Below are 17,827 nucleotides of genomic sequence, written 5' to 3'. Positions count from 1 at the left end.
ATACCGGGGCGATCGTCGTCCGGTATCCCTAAACGCCATCTGCCGACAGGGCAGCAGCAACCCCAACGATGCGGGTTGAATTCAACGAAGAAGGGAGCGACGCCGATGCGCATCAGCCGAGCGTCACACACGAAGAAGACGGCGGTCATCGCCGGGCTTGCCGCCATGGGACTCGCGCTGAGCGCGTGTGGTGGCGAGACCACCCCCACCGAGACGCCGTCGGGGGAGTCCACCCCTACGGAGAGCCAGGCCGCGCCCGAGGGTGAAGGCACCGAGTCGCCGGCCCCCGCTACTCGTGATGAGAGCAAGGATCTGGTGATCTGGGCCGATCAGCTCCGTGCCGACGCGCTGCGTCCGTTCGTCGAGCAGTTCGGTGAGGACAACGGCATCGAGGTCCAGGTGCAGTTCGTCAACAACGTGCGAGGCGACTTCAGTGCCGCCTCGCAGTCGGGCACCGGCCCCGACGTCATCGTCGGCGCGCACGACTGGCTGGGCGAGTTCTACCAGAACGGCTCCGTCGCCCCGATCAACATGGGTGCCGAGATGGAGGCCAAGTTCAACCCCGTCGCGCAGGCTGCATCCAAGTTCGCCGGCCAGACCTTCGCCGTTCCTTACGCCATCGAGTCGCTGGCGCTGGTGCGCAACACCGATCTGGTGCCCGACGCTCCGGCCACCATCGAAGAGGCCGTGGAGGTGGGCCAGAAGCTGAAGGAGGATGGCAAGGCGTCCAACGCCCTGCTCGTCCAGGTGGGCCAGGGCGGCGATGCCTACATGGCTTACCCCTTCCTCTCCGCTTTCGGTGGCGGCATGTTCGCGAAGACCGAGACCGGGGATCTCGATCCCACCAAGCCCATCGTGAACAGCGCCGAGACGGTCAAGGGCGCCGAGATCATCGAGAAGCTGGGCAAGGAGGGCGTGCTCTCCGTGAACATCGACGGCGACAACGCCATCCCGCTGTTCACCGAGGGTGACGTGCCGTTCTTCGTCACCGGACCGTGGGCGATCTCCCAGATCCGCGAGGCCGGCATCAACTACGAGATCACCCCGCTGCCCGCCACCGCGGACGGCGGCCAGATGCGCTCCTTCGCGACGATCAACCAGTTCTACGTCTCCGCCAACGCGAAGAACCCCGCCATCGCGGAAGAGTTCGTGCTCAACGTGGTTGGCGATCCCGAGCTGCAGAAGGCCCTCTTCGAGGTGGGCCAGCGGGTGCCCGCGCTGACCGAGGCCGCTGACGCGCTGGCCGGCGACAACCCCGAGCTGACCATCTGGTCCGAGGCCGCCGCGGCCGCCGACATGATGCCGAACATCCCCGAGATGAACGCCGTGTGGGGCCCGGTCGGTCAGGCCACCGCGGACATCGTCAAGGGCTCGCTGAGCGCTCAGGAAGCAATGGACGCCGCTCAGAAGAACATCGAGCAGGCGCTCGGCCTGAGCTAGGGCTGAGACGGGTGCGTGGCCCGGAGCGCGGGATGAAACGTCCCGTCGCTTCGGGCCACGCCCTCACTCGAACCTGCAGAGATAGAGAAACGCTATGAGTCAAACCACTCACACTGGCGCGTCGTCCGGCTCGAAGGCCAAAGGCGACGCTGTTCCCAAGGCGCCCCTCTGGGTGATCGTCGTCAAATGGATCGGCATCGCCATTGCCCTGGGCCTCTCAGCCCTCGCCGTCCAGCGTCTCATCGAGATCGGCTGGTGGCTTGGTGTCGTGATCGTGGGCGCCATCGCCTCGGCCATCCTGGTGGTCTACGGCCGACGCAAGGGCGTCGCCATGAAGTTCGTCCTTCCCGGACTCATCCTGCTGCTGGCGCTTCAGGTGTGGCCCGTCGTCTACACGGCGGCCACCGCCTTCACCAACCAGGGCTACGGCAACATGCTCACCAAGGAGGAGGCGATCGAGACGATCGTGCTCACCTCGGTGCGCGAGGTGCCGGACACGCCGCGCTACGGAATGGCCGTCGCTGTGGAGGAGGGCGCCGCGGTCGAGACCGGCGACCTGGTGCTGCTGCTCACCGACCCCACCACCCAGCAGGTGTACGCCGGCACCGCGGAAGGCATGGCGCCGATCGACTCCGCCGGCATGGAGTTCAAGAACAACGGCGCCGTCAAGTCCGCACCCGGATACACCATGCTGAATGCCAAGCAGGTCAACTCCCGCGAGGACTTCAAGGATCTCGTCGTGCCCACCGAGCGCGGCGCCATCCGCCCACAGGGCCTGAGCCAGGCCTTCGAAGGCGTGGCCACCATGGTCTACGACGATGCCACCGACACGATGACCGACACCACCACCGGTGTTCGCTACATCGAGAAGGACGGCACCTTCGTCCCCGAGGACGGTAACGGTCCCCGGCTCGCGCAGGGCTGGAAGATCAACGTCGGCTTCGCCAACTTCGCCAAGGTGCTGACCGATCCCGTCATCCGGGCCGGCTTCTTCGGCATCTTCCTCTGGAACATCGCCTTCTCGGTGCTCGCCGTGGGTACCACCTTCATCCTGGGCATGCTGTTGGCCATCCTGTTCAACAACCCCGATATGAAGTTCAAGCGGCTCTATCGCTCGCTCCTGGTGCTGCCTTACGCGATTCCGGGCTTCGTGACGGCGCTGGTCTGGAAGTCGATGCTCAACGAGGAATACGGCCTGATCAACAACACGTTGGGACTGTCCGTGAACTGGCTGGGCGATCCTGTGATGGCGAAGGTCGCGGTGCTGCTCACCAACCTGTGGTTGGGCTTCCCGTACATGTTCATCGTGTGCACGGGCGCCTTGCAGTCCATTCCGAGCGAGGTCTACGAGGCCGCCAAGATCGACCGGGTGGGTCCGTTCGGCCAGCTCACGCGGATCACCATGCCGCTGCTGCTGGTCTCCGTCGGCCCGCTGCTGATCTCGTCGTTCTCGTTCAACTTCAACAACTTCGGCCTGATCTTCCTGCTCACCGAGGGCGGTCCGTTCTCTGCAGGCAGTACCCAGATCGGTTCCACCGACCTGCTGATCACCTACGCCTATCGTCTGGCGTTCGCCGGGGCCAATCCCAACTACGGCATGGCGGCGGCCGTGTCGATCCTGATCTTCCTGCTGGTGGCGTCGATCAGCCTCATCGGCTTCAGGAAGACCGCGAGCCTGGAGGATGTGAACTGATGTCTGCGTCAACCATTACCCCTGGCAAGAAGCGCAACGACAGCCGGCGTTCCGGCGGCCAGTGGTGGCGACACCTGCTGGCCCTGGTAGCCGTGTTCTGGGCGCTGTTCCCGATCGTGTTCGTCGTCTCCGCGGCCTTCAACCCCGCGGGCACGCTGTCCACGTCGCGGCTTATCCCGCGCAGCTTCTCGTTGCAGAACTTCGAGACGCTGTTCAACTCGCCCGAGTGGCCCTTCCTGCGCTGGTACGGCAACTCGCTGTACGTGGCGGGCGTCGGCGCGGTGCTCACCCTGCTGATCGGCGCCATGTCGGCCTACGTGTTCTCCCGGATGCGGTTCAAGGGTCGCCGCGTCGGCCTGATGGCGTTGCTGCTGATCCAGATGTTCCCGGCGCTGCTGGCGTTCGTGGCCGTCTACATCACCTTCGACCGGATCGGCCAGGTGGTTCCGCTGCTGGGCCTGAACTCGACCACGGGCCTGATGCTCGCCTACCTGGGCGGGTCCATGGGTGCCAACGTGTGGCTGCTGAAGGGCTACTTCGATACCGTCCCGAAGGCCTTGGACGAGGCCGCCACCATCGACGGTGCGTCGCACGTGAGGATCTTCTTCACCATCATCATCCCGTTGGTTGTGCCGATCCTGGTGACCGTGTTCATGATCGTTTTCGTGGGCTTGTTCTCCGAGTTCATGCTGGCGTCGATCTTCCTGAGAGACGCCAATGCGCAGACCCTCGGCGTCGGCCTCTGGGCGCTGCAGTCAGCCGACAAGAACCGGTTCTTCGGCCAGTTCGCGGCCGGCGCCGTGCTGGCCTCCTTGCCGGTGACGATCATCTACATGAGCCTGCAGAAGCAGCTCATCGGCGGCCTGACCTCGGGCTCCGTCAAGTAATCGCATCCACCGATAGGTGCCGCCTCGCGCGGCGCCTATCGGTGGGCTGCCCCTGAACTTTCTCCCTCTCCGTCCAGATTGGAACGCCCATGACCTTGCTGCCTCATCACGACGGCTCCGCGCTGTATGTGTCGAACCAGAACCCAGAGTTGGGCGAGGCCGTCGAGGTGCGTATCCGGGTGCCGGAGGGCTTCGGGCCGGTCGAGCGCGTTGCGGTGCGCTCCCTGCCTGACACCGAGCAGTGGGTCGATGAGGCCGTCTGCATGGGCACCGTCGATGGTTGGCAGTGGTGGTCGGCGCAGATCGTCGTCGCCAATCCGCGTCACCGGTACCGCTGGCTGATCATCCTCGTCGACGGCACCGTGCTGGAGCTCACCCAGGCCGGGCTGAGCGAGGTGGAGGCGCCCGATGTCTTCGACTTCTCGCTGATCTCCGGCAACCCGCCGCCCGCCTGGATGGCGGATGCCGTGATGTACCAGATCGTGCCCGACCGGTTCGCGCGCTCGTCGCACGCCGACGAGAATCCCGTGCCCTGGTGGGCCATCCCCGCCGAGTGGGACGACCCCGTCGATCCCGTGATGCCGGCCCGCGTCCGCCAGTACTACGGCGGCGATCTCGACGGCGTGGCGGAGAAGCTCGACTACCTCGAGGAACTCGGCGTCAACCTGATCTACCACACCCCGATCTTCCCGGCCGGCTCCAATCACCGCTACGACTCGCGCGACTTCGACACCGTCGATCCCTCGCTGGGCGGCGACGCGGCCTACCGTCGCCTGATCGAGGCCGTGCACGCGCGCGGCATGCGGATCATGGGCGACCTCACCGCCAACCATTCCGGCGACACCCACCAGTGGTTCCAGGCCGCCGTGGCCGATGGGGCTGCGCCCGAGGCCGACTATTACTTCTTCCGCAATGACGACCGCACCGAGTACGAGACGTGGCTGGGCGCCAAGACTCTGCCCAAGTTCGACTGGACGTCGAAGGCGCTGCGGTCGGCGTTCATCGAGGGGCGTGGGTCGGTCGTCGCGAAGTGGCTGGACGAGCCCTACAACACCGACGGGTGGCGGATCGACGTCGCCAACATGACCGGCCGGCTGGGCGCCCAGAACCTCAACGAGGACGTGCGCCGCACCCTGCGCGCCACCATGCAGGAGATCAACCCGGAGACCTTGCTGGTGGCCGAGTACACCAACCTGCATGCCGCCGACTTCACCGGCGACGCGTGGCATGGCGCCATGTCGTACTCGACGTTCACCCGCGCCGTGTGGCACTGGCTGGCCGAGCCTCGCGTCTTCGAGCACGTCAACGCCCAGGGCAAGCTGGTGGCCGACTCCTGGTTCTTCGGTGTGCCCGGAGGACTGCGCGGCTACACCGCGGCCCAGCTCGTGCAGCAGTTGCAGGGCGGCACCGTCGAGCTGCCGTGGCGGGTGCGCGTCGGGTGCATGCAGGCCCTCGACTCCCACGACACCGCCCGCTTCGCCACCTTCACCCCGGAGGAGTTGGTGCCACTGGGGGCAGGCTTGTCCATGACGCTGCCCGGGCTGCCCGTGGTGTTCGCCGGCGACGAGCTGGGCATGACCGGCGTCGACGGCGAGGCCAGCCGCACCCCCATGCCGTGGAACCGTCTGGACGAGCCGGCGATCGCCGAGCGCTTCGCCACCTACCGCGGCCTGATCGGGCTGCGACGGGGTCACGTCGCGCTGCAGCAGGGCGGCCTTCGTTTTGTGCATGCCGGCGTCGACAGCCTTGCCTTCGTGCGCGAGACGGAGGAGGAGTCGGTGCTGGTGGTGGCCTCGCGGGCTGCGGATACCGTCGAGATCCCGGCGGGCCTGCTGATGGGCGTGGCTCAGGTGGAACGGCTGTTCGGCGACGCGGAACTCGTCGTCGACGAGGCGGGTGCCGTGCAGGTCGTCGCTGAGGGGCCTAGTTTCTCGGTGTGGCAGCTGCCGGGCGTCGTCGTGCCAGATGCGCCGGAGATCGACCTGTCGAAGCCGCGCACCCATCGCGATGCCGCTTGGCGCTAGCCGGCGGCGACCCGCCCTTAAGATACTCCCGTGAGCGCGAATCTGAGCACCGTTGCGACCCACGCTGGCGTCAGCGTGGCGACGGTGTCGCGCGTCCTGAACAACCGGGCCGGAGTGTCCGAGGCCACGCGCGCGGCCGTGCTGGCGTCGATCGACGTGCTGGGCTACCAGCGCCCGCCGCAGTTGATCGCGCGCCGCGCAGGGCAGGTGGGACTGATCGTGCCCGAGCTCGACGATCCGGTGGTGCCGCTGTTCGCGCAGATGATCGAGTCGTGTTTGGCGCAGTCGGGTTTCATCCCCGTCCTGTGCTCGCGCACGCCCGGCGGAGCAACCGAGCAGGAGTACATCGAGATGCTCCGCGGCCAAGGCGTGGCCGGCATCATCAGCGTCGCGGGCGCGCACGGCGACTCGACGGCGGACCTGGCGCACTACCACCAGCTCACCGAGAGCGGGCTGCCGCTGGTGCTGATCAACGGCTACACCGCCGAGATCGATGCCGCGTTCATCTCCACCGACGACGGCCTGGCGATGGATCAGGCGGTCCGGCACCTGGCCGACCTGGGCCACACGAAGATCGGATTGGCCGTCGGACCCGACCGTTTCGTCGCGTCGCAGCGCAAGGCCAGCGGGTTCATTCGGGCCTTGACGCGATATCTGGGTTCGAAGCCGGAGACGCACACCGCGATGGGTTTCTCCAGCGTGGAGGGCGGCACGGCCTCGGCTCGACGGCTGCTGGCTGAAGGCTGCACGGCCATCGTCTGCGGGTCCGACCTGATCGCGCTCGGTGCCATCCGGGCCGCCCGCCGGGAAAACCTGTCGGTGCCCGGCGACATCTCGATCATCGGGTACGACGACTCTCGGCTGATGGCCTTCACCGACCCTGCCCTCACCACGATCCGCCAGCCGGTGCTGGCGATGAGCGCGGCCGCCGTCGAGGCCTTGATCAACGAGATCACCGGTCAGTCGCGGCTGCGCGACGAGCTGCTGTTCGCCCCTGAACTGGTGCTGCGCGAGTCCACGGGCAGCGTCGCGGCCGGGGAGCGTCGTCGATAGAACCGGGGTGCCAGGAATAACGCTGGCTGAGCGGGGGTGATCTGTACGTATTGCACAGATCACCCCCGCTCAGCCAGCGTTATTCGGCGGACTTGCTAGGACGCCCGGCGGCTCCGCCTCATCACGAGCGTCGCGACGATGCCAAGCAGCGCCACGCCGCCCACGATGGTGAGCATGAGCAGCGTGTTGCTTCCGGAGTCGTCGGTGTCCTGGGTCCGGCCGCTCACCACATCCTGGTGACGGTCGCGCTGTTCCTTGGGGTCCGTCGTCGACGGGGTCGAGGCGGGGTCTATCGGTGCTGCGATCGTCGTCGGTTCGCCGAAGAGGGCGGTGAGGTCGGTGATCTGTTCCTCGGCGACGGCGCCGGTGCCGTCACACAGGTTGGTGCTCCACGTGCTGCCGTCGCGACGTGCGAACAGCATGATGGTGGTTCCGGGCTCGACACTCTCGATGCCGCACGATGCGCTATCGGCGGCGGAGGTGAACTCGAGCGGTCCGGTGACATCGCCCTTCCATACCTTCGTCGGAGTGAATTGGTAGAGCACGGGATCGGTGCTCGATCCTTCAAGGAGGCGGTCGGCGGAGGTCACGGTGCCTTCGACGATGGCGTCGACCATTTCTGCTTGCTCCTTCACGGAGGAGGCCGCGCAACTGCAGGCCGCAGCGGGCGTCGGGTTCTGCCACGTGAACACGATCACCCCGGCCAAGAGGGCTAGCACCATGAGGAACGGCTTTGTTCTGGGGGACGTTCGCATATTGGCATCCTCGCCTCGAAGCTCGCTAGAGGGAGCCCTCCACGGTCTTCGATACCCGCGACCCTGGTCGACCAACCGAAACGCGGCTTCGCAGCGTCGTTCCCCTGACGGTCGTGGGAGACTTCCCCCATGACCTTCGCCTCGCTGTACGACCACGGATTCGCTCGGATCGCGGCCTGCACCTTGCCTGTCGCGCTGGCCGACCCGGCGACCAACGCCGAGCGGATCGCCGAGCAGGTCCGTCTCTGTCATGAAGAGGGCGTCGCGGTGGCGGTGTTCCCGGAGTTGTCGCTGTCGGGCTATTCGCTCGACGACCTGCTGCTGCAGGACGTGCTGCTGAACGCCGTCGACGATGCGGTGGTGAAGCTGGCCGAGGCGACGGCCGGGCTGGCGCCCGTTGTCGTGGTGGGGGCGCCGTTGTACGTCGACCACTCGCTCTACAACTGCGCTGTGGTGCTGCATCGGGGCAAGGTGCGGGGGGTGGTGCCCAAGTCGTATCTGCCGAACTACCGGGAGTTCTACGAGAAACGGCACTTCGTGGGTGGGGCATCCGCGCACGGGTTCATGAGTCGGCCGAATTGGCCGGGTGCGGACGAGGACGGCGATATTGTCTTCGGCACCGATCTCGTCTTCACGGCGACGGACGTGCCGGGGCTGAGCCTTTTCGTCGAGATCTGTGAAGACCTGTGGGTGCCGGTGCCGCCGTCGTCGAAGGCCGCGCTGGCCGGGGTGAACGTGGTGCTCAATCTCAGCGCCTCTCCGATCACGGTCGGTCGGGCGGACGATCGTGAGCTGATGGTGCGCTCGCAGAGCGCGCGTGCGGCGGTCGCCTACATCTATGCGGCGGCGAGCTTTGGCGAGTCGAGTACGGATCTCTCCTGGGACGGTCAGGCGCTGGCCTACGAGATGGGGGATCGCCTGGGGGCGTCGGAGCGGTTCCCGAGCGGCCCGACCCGGCTCGTCGTGGACGTCGACCTTGATCGGCTGCGACAGGAGAGGGTGCGTCAGAACTCGATCCGGGACACCGCGCTGAACGAGGGCGTGGGGCATGCCGATTACAACCACATCGCGTTCACCCTCGACCTGCCATCGGTTGATCTTGGCCTGCGCCGGCCCCTCGACCGTTTCCCTTTCGTGCCCGACGACGAGGCGCGCCTCAACCAGGACTGCTACGAGGCCTACAACATCCAGGTCTCTGCGCTGGAGCGCCGGATGCTGGCCATCGCCGGCGGCGACGTGGCCCGCGCGCCCAAGATCGTGATCGGCGTCTCCGGCGGTCTTGACTCGACGCACGCCCTGATCGTCGCGGCCAAGGCCTGCGACCGGCTGGGCCTGCCGCGCACCCACATCCTGGCTTTCACCCTTCCCGGATTCGCCACGTCGAGCCACACCAAGAACAACGCGACGCTGCTGGCCGAGGCGCTGGGCGTCACCTTCGAGACCATCGACATCAAGCCGATGGCCACGTCGCTGCTCAAGGCGCTCGGGCACCCGGCGGGCGACGGCGAGCCCGTCTACGACGTCACCTACGAGAACGTCCAGGCGGGCATGCGCACCGACTTCCTGTTCCGCGCGGCCAACCAGCGCGGCGGCATCGTGCTGGGCACCGGCGACCTGTCGGAGCTGGCGCTCGGCTGGTGCACCTACGGCGTGGGTGACCATATGAGCCACTATGGCGTGAATGCCGGCGTGCCCAAGACGCTGATGCAGCACCTGATCCGGTGGGTGATCTCGTCCGGCCAGTTCCCGGAGGAGGGTGTCAACGAGACCCTCGACTCCATCCTGAACACCGAGATCTCGCCCGAGCTGATCCCGGTTGCCGACGGCGCCAAGCCGCAGTCGACGCAGGACTCGATCGGTCCCTACGCGCTGCACGACTTCACGCTCTATTACCTGCTGCGGCACGGCTTCCGTCCCAGCAAGATCGCCTTCCTGGCCTGGCATGCGTGGCATGACGTCGACGCCGGGGCGTGGCCCGTCGGCTACCCGGAGGCCGATCGCACCGCCTACGACCTGCCGACGATCAAGAAGTGGATGGCGGTGTTCCTGCGTCGCTTCTTCGCCAACCAGTTCAAGCGCTCGGCCATCCCGAACGGCCCCAAGGTGCTGGCCGGCGGGTCACTGTCCCCACGTGGCGATTGGCGGATGCCCTCCGATGCCTCCGCTACGGCGTGGCTCGCCGATCTGGACACCGTCCCCGACGCTCCCTGACGCTCGAGCAGCCTCGCCCCGTCCCGCTTTTCGAGGCTCGGCCGCGAGCGGCCTCGCACCTCAAAGACCGTACCCCCGACGCTCTTTGAGGTGCGGAGGCACTGGGCGAGGAACGAGCCCCAGAGCCGTAGCCTCGAAAAGGGCCAGCACAACCCTACGCAGACACCGGCGGCCGGGCTCCTGCGAATCCTCGCGCTGGGTCTTTTCGAGGCTCGGCCGCGAGCGGCCTCACACCTCAAAGACCGTAACCCCGACGTGATCCCGGAGCTGCCTCTCGTGGGGTCTGACCTGAGCCTGCTGGATCTGGTGGTCGTCGCGCGTCCGGAACTGACGCGCTCCGCCGCGCGACGTCTCATCGTCGAGGGTGGCGTTCGAATCAGCGACGTGCAGCACGTCGACCCCGACGCTCCCACGCAGATCGACGCCGGCGACGTGGTGAGGGTCGGCAAACGCCGTTGGTTCCGGCTGAGCACGAAGCACTGAGGTTGAAAACGTCACCGCTTGACCCCGTCTGGGCTTGGCCAGGTTCTGTCCGTCAGCATGCTGACGTTCACAGCCTTGCAAATCCCAGATCGCTGAGAAACTGAACGGAATCAACCTGGCATCAGGTCAGCGGCGTTCGGCACTCATCCAGATCAGGGCGGCTCCAGCGGTCGCGACGATCGTGCCGGCGAGCAGCATGGTGGGGACGCCGGTGTAGTCGATGAGCCAGCCGCCGACGAGGGCGCCGAGCACCGATCCGGCCGAGATGGTCATCGTCATGTACGACTGGCCTCGCACTTGGAGCGCGCGGGGGAGAAGCCGGTTCACATAGTAGACGGTGCCAGGCACGGCGATGGCGAAGCAGCCGAACTGCAGGATCTGCGTCAGATAGATGACGGTGAGGCTGGGGGCGAGCAGCATGGCCAGGTTCTTCACCGCGAACACGATGCCTGCGAACACCAGCATGGTGCCGGCGCTCCAGCGCGTCATGATCTTGTCCCACAGACTCATCGCCGGCAGTTCCGCGACGGCGGCGATGGTCAGCGCGATCCCCATCGAGGCCGCGGTGCCGCCGTGGTGGTCGACGATCTGGAACATGAAGTTGTTGATCAGGCCGTGGCTGGTCATGGCCAAGGTGAGCCCGATGATCAGTAGGACAAGCAACCGTCGGCGCCGGCGGTCGAGCGGGGGATTGTCGGGGATCTCGGTGATTGCGGTGCCGTCGTCGTTGGTGGAGACAGGGCCTGTGCGCAGGACGAACGTGGCAGAGAGGCCCACGAAAATAGCCAGGAAGACGAGCATCATGATCGGCAGCGCATCGACGCTGGTGGCGTCGACGATAGCGCCGGCGGCCAGCGAGACTATGGCGAAGACGAACGACCCGAAGGCCCTGGCCAAGCCGAAGTTGACGCGGAATCCTCGGTCGATGGCGGCCATGCCCAAGGAGTTGGTGAGGGGCTGGATGATCTGGATGGACGTGAGCATCAGCCCATAGACGATGGCGAGCAGCATGCCGCGGCCGAGCGGCAGCACCGCGACCGCAAGCCCGGCCAGCACCACTCCGCCGAGCGCCACCCATAGCCGCAGCGGCGCCTTGGATCGGTCGGCCATGCCGGCGACGATCGGCTGCAGCACCGTCGCCATCGTGCCCGCGACGGCCATCAGCACGCCGATCTGGCTCGTCGTCATCCCCCTGGCGAGCAGGAAGACGTTGGCGAAGCTAATGACGAGGCAGAACGCCGCCCAGTATGAGGATTGGATCGCGGAGTACCGGGCTGTGAGCACGGGGTAAGTCTGGCAGGTCTCTTCGTTTGCTGTTTGTCGGGAGAACTGATGACTAACGCACACTCGGAGCCGTTTTGGGGCGAGGAACAGGGAGTTAGGGGGTCGACTGTGCGGTTTTCATCGTGGAGTCCTCGCAGTGGGTGTCGCCAGTCCCCGGAGCCCCTACGGACGACGGTCGAAGCGCCAGACGGTGATGGCGAAGGCCGTCGGGATCAGGGCGCAGAGCAGCAGGGCGGTGCGCAGGCCGTAGCCGCCGTCGTCGGGCAGCAACTCCGCGACGGACCGGAGCGGACCTTGCGCGGCTTCGGCGAGACCGCCGGCCAGAGCGGGGCCGGCAGCTCCACCCGCGTCGCCGGCCAAGGCGAGGATGGCGAACATCGCGGCGCCGCCCATCGGAAAGCGCGCGGAGGTGAGGGAGAACGTGCCGGGCCACAGCAGGGCGACCATGATCCCGCACAGCGCGGAGGCGAGCAGGCTGATGATCGCGATCGGCGAGGTGGCCGCGATGACGTAGCAGATGGCGGCGCCGATGCTGGAGACCAGCAGCATGCGCCGGAGGTCCAGGCCGTGTCCCCACATGCCGTAGCCGAAGCGACCGACGCCCATGAAGACGGCGAACAGGCCGGGGCCGAGCAGGTCGCCCATCTCCTTGCCCACGCCGATTCCCTTCTCCGCGAAGAAGGACGACCACTGCACCATGGTCAGCTCGGCGGCCCCTCCCGTCATCATCAGCACCAGCGCGGCGAGGAACATGGGGGTTCCGAAGAGGTCGCGCACCGAGGTGCGGTCGTCCTCGGCGACGGTTTCCGGCATGGGAACCCGCAGGAAGACGACGGTGTTGATCAGGGGGACGATGGCCCAGATCGCAGGCAGCCAAGCCCAGTGCTGAGTGCCGACGAGGCTGAGGATGACGGTGGTGCCCACGACGACGGCCAGCTGACCCCAGCAGTAGAACGAATGCAGCAGTGCCATGCCGGAGGCCTTCTGATCGGCCGGTGTCGGCAGGTGCTCGACGATGGGGCTGACCAGCACCTCCAGCAGGCCACCGCCGATGGCGTAGACGATCACGGCGATGCACAGACCCACGAAGGGGCTGGACGTCGTCGCGGGGAGGACGGCCATCAGCAGGAGCCCGACGGCGGAGAACACGTGCGCCAGCACGATCGGCACCCGGTAGCCCACCTTGTCGACGAAGAACATGGCGGCGAAGTCGGTGAGGAGTTGCACGCCGAAGTTCAGCGCCGAGATCAGACCGAGCTGTGCGAGCGGAATGGAGAACTGCGTGTGGAAGACCACGAAGAGCAGGGGCGCCAGGTTGTTGACGATGGCCTGGACCACGTAGCCGGTGTAGCTCGCTCGTTTGGTTCCGGCGTAGTGCTCGGGGCCGAGTGTGAGGTGTGACATGGGCTCTCGGGTGTCTGGCGGTTAGTGTCGGTGAGCGGTGAACCAGTCGGAGGCGTACTCGACGAGGGCTCGCATCGGCATCAGAGTTGCGGTGGCGTCGCCCACCTGGTGGGTGCGCACCAGCCCTGTGTCGTGCGCGAAGGCCTCGGCGACGTCGACGAAGTCGTGGTCGTGCACATCGAGATCCTCCCAGGTGATCCACTGCCGCTGCCCGTCGACGATCATCACGACGCCGTTGGGCTTGGTCTCCTTGCTGGCGTAGGTGGCCCGGTGCTCGGCGAGGTGCAGGGCCGTCACCTTGGCGGCTGTCACGCCGAGGAGGAGGATCCAGGCGTCGAGTTCGACGAGCGCGCCGAGGGGCGACGTCTCCCCGGACGGGGAGTCCAGCGGGTGACTGGCGGTGATCTGAGCCGCCTTCGGTCCGGCGGCGGTGATGGAGCGGTGCGGGTGAGGGCTGCGGAGCGCGCCGGGCGTGGTGCGGAACAGCTCGGCGACGGCGCCCATCGTCTGGCTGGGGGTGACGGCCGGATCGTAGAGGGGCAGGTTCTCGCGGATCGTCGGCCACCACTCCGACGGCGCCTCCTCCAGCATCGCGGGGTCGCAGAGCTGCCACGACTGGGTCGGCATGACGAGTGTCCCCTCGGGGCCGACCGCGTCGCGCAGCGCCTCAAGCACGGTCTGCGGGCCGCCGATCACCCAGCCGAGTGAGCGCAGCGAGGTGTGCACCATCACCGTCGCGCCGGCCGGAAGGCCCAGGGAACGCAGATCGGCAACGAGTTGGCTGCGGGTCACCGGGCTCGGGTGGTGGGGAGATGTCATGGCATCGATCCTTTCACGGGCCAAGGTGGTGTTGCACACGACCCTGACCGCAGCCTCCTGCCCGATCTTGAGTCGCCCTTTTCGAGGCTCGGCCGCAGGCGGCCTCGCACCTCAAAGAGCGTGCGTCAAGAGGCTCCCATCAGGGCGAGCAGGACGCCGCCGGCGACGACGGAGGCCACCTGGCCGGCGGCGTTGGCTCCCATGGCGTGCATCAGCAGGAAGTTGTCGAAGTTCTCGCGCTGGGCCTCCTTCTGCACGACGCGGGCGGCCATCGGGAAGGCCGAGATGCCGGCGGCGCCGATCAGCGGGTTGAAGGTGCCGCGCGAGAACACGTTCATCAGCTTGCCGAACAGCACCCCCATCGCGGTGTCCAGGCAGAAGGCGATCAGGCCGAGCGCCAGGATCATCAGCGTCGAGAGGTTGAGGAAGCTCTTCCCCACCATCGTCGAGCCGATCGCCAGACCGAGGAACAGCGTCACCACGTTGGCCAGCTCGTTCGACGACGCCCCGACCAGGCGCTCCACCACCTTGGATTCGCGCATCAGGTTGCCCAGCATCAGCATGCCGATCAGCGGCGTCGCGAAGGGCACCAGGATGCCCACCACGATGGTGACGACGATCGGGAACAGGATCCGGGTGCGCTGCGAGATCTCCCTGCTGGTGTAGGGCATCACGATCGCGCGTTCCTTCGACGTCGTCAGCGCCCGCATGATCGGCGGCATGATGATCGGCACCAGGCTCATATAGGAGTAGGCGGCGACGGTGATCGGCGCCAGCAGCTCGGGCGCCAGCTTGTTCGACACGTAGATCGACGTGGGTCCGTCGATGGCGCCGATGATGCCGATCGAGGCCGCCTGCTCGTGGGTGAAGCCGAGCACCAGCGCCAGCAGCAGCGTCAGGAAGATGCCGAACTGGCCGGCGGCGCCGAGCAGCACCATCTTGGGGTTCTCCAGTAGCGGCCCGAAGTCGGTCATCGCTCCGATGCCGACGAAGATCAGCAGTGGGAACAGCTCGTTTCCGACGCCCATCTCGTAGAGGATCGTCAGCATCCCGTGCTCGCCGACCATCGGCGACAGCGGCAGATTGGCCAGGATCGCGCCCGCGCCGATGGGCAGCAGGAGCAGCGGCTCGTACTCCTTCTTCACCGCGAGGAAGATCAACACCAGCCCGATGGCGATCATTACCAGCGACTGCCAGGTGAGGTTGGTCAGCCCCTCCATCAAGGACCGCAGGGTGTCAGGACTCATCTGGCGTCCTCGAACCGGATTAGCGTCTCGCCGTACTTCACGGACGCCCCGGTGTCGACGTAGATCTCGGCCACCACGCCGTCGCGCGGCGAGCGCAGTTCGTTGACCATCTTCATCGCCTCGAGTTTGAGCAGCACGTCGCCCCGGCTGACGACGGCGCCCGGCGCGGTCTCGATGGCGAGCACCACGCCCGGCATCGGAGCGATGAGCTTGTTCCGGGTGGCGCCGCTCGTCCCTCCGGCGACGGGCGCGGAGGATGCCCGGGGCGCGGCGGTCGGAGCGGATGGCCGCTGCACAGACGCCGGCGCGGACGACGAGGAGGTGGTCGTCGTGAGCGCCGGGGTGACGGGGGAGTGGGCCAGGTCGACGTGGTCCTCCAGCGTGACGTCGATCAGCCGACCGTCGAGCTGCACCCGGAACAGGTCGGCGCCCACGGCCTCGACGTCCACCACGATGGGCTGGTCGTTGACGGTGATGGTGTAGCGGCGCATCCCTACCTCCTGCGGAAGGGGTTGGTCTGGTGGGCGCGCCCGACGGAGAGCCAGCGGCTGGCGAACAGCTGGCTGCCGGGCGCGTGGGTGCGGGTCTCGGGGGCGGCTTGGCGTCGTCGCTGCTCCGCGTGGGTGAACACGGCGACGGTGATCGCGGCCACCTGGTCGTCGGTGAGGCCGTCGGCGAGGATCCGCACCTCCGGGGCCGACGGTGCGGGCTCGCTAGGCGGGGCATCGGCGGGTGGTGCGGCCTTGCGGTGCCCCCGGGCGGGACGGTCGAGCCGGCCGATCCCGATCAGCAGCAGCATCAGCACGGCGAGCAGCGCGAACACCGCGCCCATGCCCACCGCCATCATGGTGAGCCCCCAGGTGAGATCCGCCGTCGTCATCGTGTCACGCTCACACCGGGAAGAGGCCGTGCTTCTTTGGCACCCCGACGCTCACCTTGGTGCGCAGCACCTCGAGCGCCCGGATCAGCCGGGGCCTGGTCTCGCGAGGCTCGATCACCTCGTCGATCTGGCCGACGTCGGCCGCCTCGTAGGGGTTGAAGAACCGCTCCTTGTAGTCGGCGACGAACCGGGCCTCCTCTTCCGCCGGATCGTCGGCCGCGGCGATCGCGCGCCGATGCAGCAGGCGGGCCGCGCCTTCGGCCCCCATCACCGCGATCTGGGCGGTGGGCCAGGCGTAGGCGACGTCGTTGTTCATCTGCTTGGAGCTGAGTGCGACGTACGAGCCGCCCATCGCCTTGCGGGTCACGATGGAGATCTTGGGCACCGTCGCCTGGCAGTAGGCGTAGATGATCTTGGCGCCGTGCCGGATCACCCCGCGGTGCTCCTGTTCGACGCCGGGCAGGTACCCCGGGCAATCGACGAAGGTGATCAGCGGGATGTTGAACTGGTCGCACAGCGTGATGTGGCGGGCGATCTTGTCGGAGGCGTCGATGTCGAGGCAGCCGGAGAGCACCTGCGGCTGATTCGCGACGAAGCCGACGCTCATGCCGTCGAGGCGGGCGAAGCCCACCAGTGCGTTGGGCGCCCAGTCCTGATGCAGCTCGAAGAGGGATCCGCGGTCGAAGATCAGCTCCAGCATCTGGCGCGCATCGTAGGCCGCCCGGTCGTCGGTGGGGATCAGCGAATTGAGCGCCTCATCCATCCGGTCGGCGGGATCGTAGGGCTCCAGGGGCGGCGGATCCTCGGCATTGTTCTGCGGCAGGTATGCCAGGAGTGCCTTGGTGAGGCTCAGCGCGTGCTGCTCATCGTCGGCGATCAGCTGCGCGACGCCGGACGCCGCGTTGTGTACCTGCGCCCCGCCCAGTTCCTCCGCGGAGACCTCCTCGCCGGTGACCGTCTTGATGATCTCGGGGCCTGTCAGGAACATGTTGGACGTCTGGTCCACCATGATCGTGATGTCGGTGAGGGCGGGGGAGTAGACGGCGCCGCCGGCGCACGGACCCATGATCAGGGAGATCTGCGGGATCACGCCGGAGGCCTTCACATTGCGCATGAACACCTCGCCGTAGGCGGCCAGCGAGCGGATGCCCTCTTGGACGCGGGCGCCGCCGGAGTCGTTCAGCCCGATCAGCGGGATGCCGGCCTCGATGGCCAGATCCTGGATGCGCGAGATCTTGTTCGACTGCACCTCGGAGAACGAGCCGCCCAGCACGGTGAAGTCCTGGGCGTAGACGGCCACCCGGCGCCCTTGGATCTTGCCGAAGCCCGTGATCACGCCGTCGCCGGGATAGCGTCGCTCCGCCATGCCGAAGTCGGTGCTCTGGTGGGTGGCCAGCGCGCCCAGCTCTTGGAAGGAGGCTTCGTCGAGCAGGATCGCCAGTCGTTCCCGTGCCGTCAGCTTGCCCTTGGCGTGCTGTGCGTCGATGCGCGCCGGGCCGCCTCCTTCCAGCGCGCGTTGCCGTTTCTCCCGCAGCTTCGCCAGTTGGTCTTTCATTGCAGCCCTCATCCGGTGACTACTACCAATGGTAGCGGTCGCGGAAGAGGAGGATGCCAAGGGGAGGTATATGGGCGGAACCCGTCGACCCC

15 protein-coding genes are annotated in these 17,827 nt (G+C 67.1%); 7 read left to right on the top strand and 8 right to left on the bottom strand.

Features of this window, described 5'->3' with window-relative positions; genetic code table 11:
- Positions 1-105 precede the first annotated feature (105 nt).
- The 5 genes from P0D62_RS02990 to P0D62_RS02970 all read left to right on the top strand — a co-directional run bounded on the left by P0D62_RS02990 (position 106) and on the right by P0D62_RS02970 (position 7,097).
- Positions 106-1,440 (top strand): sugar ABC transporter substrate-binding protein, encoded by a 1,335-nt coding sequence (locus P0D62_RS02990; protein WP_275701133.1) that lies wholly within the window; start codon positions 106-108, stop codon positions 1,438-1,440.
- A 94-nt stretch (positions 1,441-1,534) separates the two neighbouring features.
- Positions 1,535-3,133: an ABC transporter permease subunit gene (locus P0D62_RS02985; RefSeq protein ID WP_275701132.1), complete on the top strand. Its 1,599-nt coding sequence runs from the start codon at positions 1,535-1,537 to the stop codon at positions 3,131-3,133.
- A complete protein-coding gene (locus P0D62_RS02980) occupies positions 3,133-4,020 on the top strand; it encodes a sugar ABC transporter permease (RefSeq protein WP_275701131.1) in 888 nt (295 codons plus the stop codon). Before P0D62_RS02985 ends, P0D62_RS02980 begins: the two co-directional genes overlap by 1 nt.
- An 89-nt stretch (positions 4,021-4,109) precedes the next feature.
- Positions 4,110-6,044 carry a glycoside hydrolase family 13 protein gene (locus P0D62_RS02975; protein WP_275701130.1) on the top strand — a complete coding sequence of 645 codons (1,935 nt, stop codon included), beginning with the start codon at positions 4,110-4,112 and terminating at the stop codon, positions 6,042-6,044.
- Positions 6,045-6,074: 30 nt separating this feature from the next.
- Positions 6,075-7,097, top strand: a complete 1,023-nt coding sequence (locus P0D62_RS02970) for a LacI family DNA-binding transcriptional regulator (protein ID WP_275701129.1) — start codon at positions 6,075-6,077, stop codon at positions 7,095-7,097.
- Between the two features lie 95 nt (positions 7,098-7,192).
- On the opposite strand, the gene P0D62_RS02965 is transcribed toward P0D62_RS02970, so the two are convergent.
- Positions 7,193-7,819 carry a hypothetical protein gene (locus P0D62_RS02965; protein ID WP_275701128.1) on the bottom strand — a complete coding sequence of 209 codons (627 nt, stop codon included), beginning with the start codon at positions 7,817-7,819 and terminating at the stop codon, positions 7,193-7,195.
- A gap of 162 nt (positions 7,820-7,981) precedes the next feature.
- Here P0D62_RS02965 and P0D62_RS02960 point away from each other — a divergent pair, with 162 nt between their 5' ends.
- Entirely contained in the window at positions 7,982-10,063 is a 2,082-nt protein-coding gene (locus P0D62_RS02960; protein WP_275701127.1) for an NAD(+) synthase, read from the top strand.
- Positions 10,064-10,339: 276 nt separating this feature from the next.
- A complete protein-coding gene (locus P0D62_RS02955) occupies positions 10,340-10,546 on the top strand; it encodes a hypothetical protein (RefSeq protein ID WP_275701126.1) in 207 nt (68 codons plus the stop codon).
- 126 nt (positions 10,547-10,672) lie between these two features.
- Here P0D62_RS02955 and P0D62_RS02950 read toward each other — a convergent pair whose 3' ends face one another.
- The 7 genes from P0D62_RS02950 to P0D62_RS02920 form a co-directional block, all read right to left on the bottom strand.
- Positions 10,673-11,830 (bottom strand): MFS transporter, encoded by a 1,158-nt coding sequence (locus P0D62_RS02950; protein WP_275701125.1) that lies wholly within the window; start codon positions 11,828-11,830, stop codon positions 10,673-10,675.
- Positions 11,831-11,992: 162 nt separating this feature from the next.
- Positions 11,993-13,234: an MFS transporter gene (locus P0D62_RS02945; RefSeq protein ID WP_275701124.1), complete on the bottom strand. Its 1,242-nt coding sequence runs from the start codon at positions 13,232-13,234 to the stop codon at positions 11,993-11,995.
- A gap of 21 nt (positions 13,235-13,255) precedes the next feature.
- Entirely contained in the window at positions 13,256-14,053 is a 798-nt protein-coding gene (locus tag P0D62_RS02940) for an aminoglycoside N(3)-acetyltransferase (protein WP_275701123.1), read from the bottom strand.
- Between the two features lie 125 nt (positions 14,054-14,178).
- Positions 14,179-15,300 carry a sodium ion-translocating decarboxylase subunit beta gene (locus tag P0D62_RS02935; RefSeq protein ID WP_275701122.1) on the bottom strand — a complete coding sequence of 374 codons (1,122 nt, stop codon included), beginning with the start codon at positions 15,298-15,300 and terminating at the stop codon, positions 14,179-14,181.
- Positions 15,297-15,791 carry a biotin/lipoyl-containing protein gene (locus P0D62_RS02930; RefSeq protein WP_275701121.1) on the bottom strand — a complete coding sequence of 165 codons (495 nt, stop codon included), beginning with the start codon at positions 15,789-15,791 and terminating at the stop codon, positions 15,297-15,299. Before P0D62_RS02930 ends, P0D62_RS02935 begins: the two co-directional genes overlap by 4 nt.
- A gap of 2 nt (positions 15,792-15,793) precedes the next feature.
- On the bottom strand, positions 15,794-16,180 hold the full coding sequence (locus tag P0D62_RS02925) for an OadG family transporter subunit (RefSeq protein ID WP_275701120.1): 387 nt from the start codon (positions 16,178-16,180) through the stop codon (positions 15,794-15,796).
- 10 nt (positions 16,181-16,190) lie between these two features.
- On the bottom strand, positions 16,191-17,735 hold the full coding sequence (locus P0D62_RS02920; protein ID WP_275701119.1) for an acyl-CoA carboxylase subunit beta: 1,545 nt from the start codon (positions 17,733-17,735) through the stop codon (positions 16,191-16,193).
- Positions 17,736-17,827 lie beyond the last annotated feature (92 nt).

Origin of the sequence: Tessaracoccus caeni (genome assembly GCF_029211185.1) — a bacterium.
In the GTDB taxonomy this organism is placed as follows: domain Bacteria; phylum Actinomycetota; class Actinomycetes; order Propionibacteriales; family Propionibacteriaceae; genus Arachnia; species Arachnia caeni.
This window is presented reverse-complemented; position numbering and strand designations above follow the sequence as displayed.

Excerpts from the sequence above, each read along its gene's own strand:
- P0D62_RS02980 (WP_275701131.1), top strand. The coding sequence starts at position 3,133 with ATGTCTGCGTCAACCATTACCCCTGGCAAGAAGCGCAACGACAGCCGG.
- P0D62_RS02960 (WP_275701127.1), top strand. The coding sequence starts at position 7,982 with ATGACCTTCGCCTCGCTGTACGACCACGGATTCGCTCGGATCGCGGCC.
- P0D62_RS02930 (WP_275701121.1), bottom strand. The coding sequence starts at position 15,791 with ATGCGCCGCTACACCATCACCGTCAACGACCAGCCCATCGTGGTGGAC.
- P0D62_RS02940 (WP_275701123.1), bottom strand. The coding sequence starts at position 14,053 with ATGACATCTCCCCACCACCCGAGCCCGGTGACCCGCAGCCAACTCGTT.
- P0D62_RS02945 (WP_275701124.1), bottom strand. The coding sequence starts at position 13,234 with ATGTCACACCTCACACTCGGCCCCGAGCACTACGCCGGAACCAAACGA.
- P0D62_RS02965 (WP_275701128.1), bottom strand. The coding sequence starts at position 7,819 with ATGGTGCTAGCCCTCTTGGCCGGGGTGATCGTGTTCACGTGGCAGAAC.
- P0D62_RS02925 (WP_275701120.1), bottom strand. The coding sequence starts at position 16,180 with ATGACGACGGCGGATCTCACCTGGGGGCTCACCATGATGGCGGTGGGC.
- P0D62_RS02990 (WP_275701133.1), top strand. The coding sequence starts at position 106 with ATGCGCATCAGCCGAGCGTCACACACGAAGAAGACGGCGGTCATCGCC.
- P0D62_RS02935 (WP_275701122.1), bottom strand. The coding sequence starts at position 15,300 with ATGAGTCCTGACACCCTGCGGTCCTTGATGGAGGGGCTGACCAACCTC.
- P0D62_RS02920 (WP_275701119.1), bottom strand. The coding sequence starts at position 17,735 with ATGAAAGACCAACTGGCGAAGCTGCGGGAGAAACGGCAACGCGCGCTG.
- P0D62_RS02985 (WP_275701132.1), top strand. The coding sequence starts at position 1,535 with ATGAGTCAAACCACTCACACTGGCGCGTCGTCCGGCTCGAAGGCCAAA.
- P0D62_RS02975 (WP_275701130.1), top strand. The coding sequence starts at position 4,110 with ATGACCTTGCTGCCTCATCACGACGGCTCCGCGCTGTATGTGTCGAAC.